Origin of the sequence: Longimicrobium sp., from assembly GCF_036280135.1 — a bacterium.
Taxonomy (GTDB): Bacteria; Gemmatimonadota; Gemmatimonadetes; order Longimicrobiales; family Longimicrobiaceae; genus Longimicrobium.
In genome coordinates this window covers 1-3,083 of record NZ_DASURI010000064.1, presented here as the reverse complement: position 1 = coordinate 3,083, position 3,083 = coordinate 1, and the positions used below count along the sequence as shown (strand labels likewise).

The following is a 3,083-nucleotide window of genomic DNA, read 5'->3' as shown; positions in this document are numbered from 1 at the left end:
GCGACGGCCGTCCCCAGGGGGCGGCGCAGGTCGCGATGTGCGTTCATGCTCTCGAATCTCCGGTCTTCAGGGCGTGGTCGTCGTCGTATTGGGAACCGGCGCCGTCGTGGACGAGGTAGCCGGAATGGTGCTCGGGTTCGGGATCGACGGCGTGGTGTCCAGGGGACCCACGCCCTCGGCCGAGATGCCCGCGCCCGTGGGCGTGCCGCCCACGGCGCGGACGACGCCGGCGTCCGCGATCAAAAAGTCGCTGACGGCCTGCGCCAGGTTGGTGCGCGCCTGCAGCAGCTCCAGCCGCGCCTGCGACACCTCCAGCTGCGTGGCCAAGCCCTGCTGGTAGCGCAGCACCGTCAGGTCGTAGACCCGCTGCGCCGCCTGCACGGTGGTCTGCCGCGCGGCGATGGCCGTCCGGGCGCGCTCGCGCTCGCCGGCCGCCTGCTCGTACTGCAGCTGCACGCCCTCGCGCAGCTGGCTCAGCTGCAGGCGCGCCTGCTCGGCCTGCACGCGGGCCCGCTGCAGCTGCGCGGCCCGCTGGCCGCCGCTGAAGAGCGGCACCTGCACCGTCAGGCCGCCCGTCCAGTCCGTGCGCCAGTCGCCGCTCAGGTCGAACGGCGACGAGGGAAACAGCACGCGGCCGTAGTTCATGTTGAGCGACACGCTGGGCAGGAACGCGCCCCGCGCGATGCGGATGTTCTGCTCGGCGATGCTCACCTGCCGCTCCGCCGCCGCCACGCTGGCCCGCCGCGACACGGCCTCGGCCTCGATGGCCGGCTGCGCCAGCGCCTGGGCCGTGGGCACGTCCAGGGGCGTCGTGAGCCGCAGGGGCGCGCCCAGGGTAATGTCCACCAGGCGCTTGAGGTCCAGCGACGCCAGCTGGGCGGCGTTCTGCGCCTGCACCAGCTGCGGCCGCAGGTTGTCGCGCGACACCTCGGCGCGCAGCACCTCCAGCTCCGACGCGCGGCCGGCGCCCAGCCGCAGCCGCTCCTGGGCCAGGAACGCCTCGGCCTGCTCCAGCGCCTGCTGGGCGGACGAGGCCAGCTCCTGGGCCAGCAGGGCCCGCACGTACGCCTCGCGCACCTGCAGCTCGATGTCCGCGGACTGCTCCGTGAGGGTCAGGCGCGCCACCTCGCGGTAGTCGCGGGCAATGCGCAGGGCCGCGCCCGTGCGGCCGCCGCTGTACAGCAGCTGCGAGCCGGTCAGGGTGGCCTGGTACGCGTTCTCCTGGCCAAACGGAAGGTTGCCGAAGAGCGAGCCCAGCCCGCCCAGCCCCGCCAGGGGGGCGTTCTGCTCCAGGTAGCGGACGCGCTCCTCGAGCGACGCGTTGCTGTCGGGCTCAAAGCGCAGCGAGTCCGGCAGGGTGAACCCCCCGCCGCCCTGGAACTGCGACGCGAACGTACGCGTGTAGCCCAGCTGCGCGTTCACCTGCGGAAACACGCCGGCGCGCGCCTCGCGCACCTGCGTCTCGGCCAGCTCCACCTGGCTGCGCGCCAGGCGAATCTCCTCGCTCTGCCCCAGGGCGCGTGCCACCGCCTCGTCCAGCGAGAGCGACACGGAGTCACCCCGCGCCGCCACGGGCCCGGCCGCCGGCACCTGCGCCGCGAGCGCGGCGGGGGTGCCGGCGGCGAGCGCCACGGCGAGCGTCCATCCCAGTCGGTTCATTTTTCCTCCAGGGCGGTCCCCCGCCCGTCGTTGCCTGTCTCGAACGGCCCCGCTCCGGGAGCCGTGCCCCGCGCCGCCACACCCGCCCGCAGCGCCTCGCGCAGCGTGCGGGAGGCGAATCCTCCCGCGGGCGGCGCGCCCACCACCAGCAGCCAGCGCGGCGTTCCCGCCGCCGGCACCCTCACCCGTCCCTCCCGCAGCAGGCGCGGAGCGCGTCGGCGGCGCAGCCGTGCATGCGGGCCAGCACCTCCAGGCGGCCGCGGACGCGCGTGTCGCGCGCGGCGGGCGTCTCCACCCCGGCCGCCAGCAGCTGGCCGGCCTGCTCCAGCCGCTCCATGCGGTGGCGCAGCAGCGTGCGCTCCATCTCCGGCGCGATGCGGTAGAAGTCGCGGCGGTCGCCCAGGTGGCTCACCCGCTCCACCAAGCCCCACGACTCCAGCTGGCGCGCGTTGGTGCTCACGCTGGCCCGGCTTACCTGCAGCCCCTCGGCGATCTCGTCGATGGACAGCTCATCCGGCGTCAGCAGCAGCAGGCCCAGCATGCGCCCGCTCGTGCGGGGCGCCGTATCGCCTTCGAAAAACCGGCCCACCCGCTCCACGAACTCCGCGTCGGCGGGCGCCAGCTTAAGATCCGTGTTGGGCAGCATCGGCACCTGTATCCAATACGTTTAGAACTGATTGAAACTTCATCACGGCTTCCGCATCCTTGTCCACGCCGCGCCCCGTTCAGGCGGAGCGGCGGGCGCGCACCTGGCCCAGCAGGTCGGTGACCACGGCCAGGGCCCGTTCGTGGAACGTGATGGTCCCCGCGAAGCGGTCGCGAACGGTGGCCGACCGTTCACCCACGGCGCCTGCGCCGCGGCGCAGGCGGCCCAGCATGCGGTCCAGCCCGTGCAGCGCGCGCTCCAGCGTGCGCTCGCCGATGTCCGGCGAGATCTGGTAGTAGTCGCGGCGGTCGCCGGCGCGGGTCACGCGCTCCGCGATGCCCAGCTGCTCCAGCAGCCGTGCGTTGCTGCTCGCGCTTCCCTTGCTCACCTGCAGCTGCTCGGCGACGTCGTCCAGGGAGCAGGGCTCCTCCTGCAGCATGAGAAAGCCGAACAGTCGCCCCGCGATGCGCGGCGTGCCGTCCTCCTCGAACTGCCGTCCCATGCTCTCGATGAAGTCGCGTGTGCCCTGGTCCATCCGTCATCCGTGCTGAAGGTGGACCCAAGAATAGCGGATCGGGATCGTTTAGTCAATACTGAACGTACTGCATGAGAGATGGAGATGCGGGACTGAGTGGATGCGGATCGGGGGGATTCGGGATGCGGATGGATGGGGCGCGCGGGAGAGGAGGACGATGTGGGCGCCGGGATCGTGCTGGATGGTGGAGTGTGTCTCGCCCGCGAGGGGGGCCCCCCCCCCCCCCCCCCCCCCCCCCCCCGC

General features: G+C 73.1%; 4 protein-coding genes. All 4 read right to left on the bottom strand.

All coding sequences use genetic code 11. The features are described from left to right. Nucleotides 1-66: 66 nt before the first annotated feature. Complete coding sequence (locus VFZ20_RS02230; RefSeq protein WP_329682187.1) at nucleotides 67-1,659, bottom strand: TolC family protein; 1,593 nt, start codon at nucleotides 1,657-1,659, stop codon at nucleotides 67-69. Beyond that, on the bottom strand, nucleotides 1,656-1,844 hold the full coding sequence (locus VFZ20_RS02225) for a hypothetical protein (protein ID WP_329682186.1): 189 nt from the start codon (nucleotides 1,842-1,844) through the stop codon (nucleotides 1,656-1,658). The genes VFZ20_RS02230 and VFZ20_RS02225 overlap by 4 nt, the downstream gene beginning before the upstream one ends. After that, complete coding sequence (locus tag VFZ20_RS02220) at nucleotides 1,841-2,305, bottom strand: GbsR/MarR family transcriptional regulator (RefSeq protein ID WP_329682185.1); 465 nt, start codon at nucleotides 2,303-2,305, stop codon at nucleotides 1,841-1,843. The genes VFZ20_RS02225 and VFZ20_RS02220 overlap by 4 nt, the downstream gene beginning before the upstream one ends. A gap of 79 nt (nucleotides 2,306-2,384) precedes the next feature. Further along, on the bottom strand, nucleotides 2,385-2,840 hold the full coding sequence (locus tag VFZ20_RS02215; RefSeq protein WP_329682184.1) for a GbsR/MarR family transcriptional regulator: 456 nt from the start codon (nucleotides 2,838-2,840) through the stop codon (nucleotides 2,385-2,387). Nucleotides 2,841-3,083 lie beyond the last annotated feature (243 nt).

Bases quoted from the DNA above. Each gene is read 5' to 3' on its own strand.
- VFZ20_RS02230 (WP_329682187.1), bottom strand. From the start codon at position 1,659: ATGAACCGACTGGGATGGACGCTCGCCGTGGCGCTCGCCGCCGGCACC.
- VFZ20_RS02220 (WP_329682185.1), bottom strand. From the start codon at position 2,305: ATGCTGCCCAACACGGATCTTAAGCTGGCGCCCGCCGACGCGGAGTTC.
- VFZ20_RS02215 (WP_329682184.1), bottom strand. From the start codon at position 2,840: ATGGACCAGGGCACACGCGACTTCATCGAGAGCATGGGACGGCAGTTC.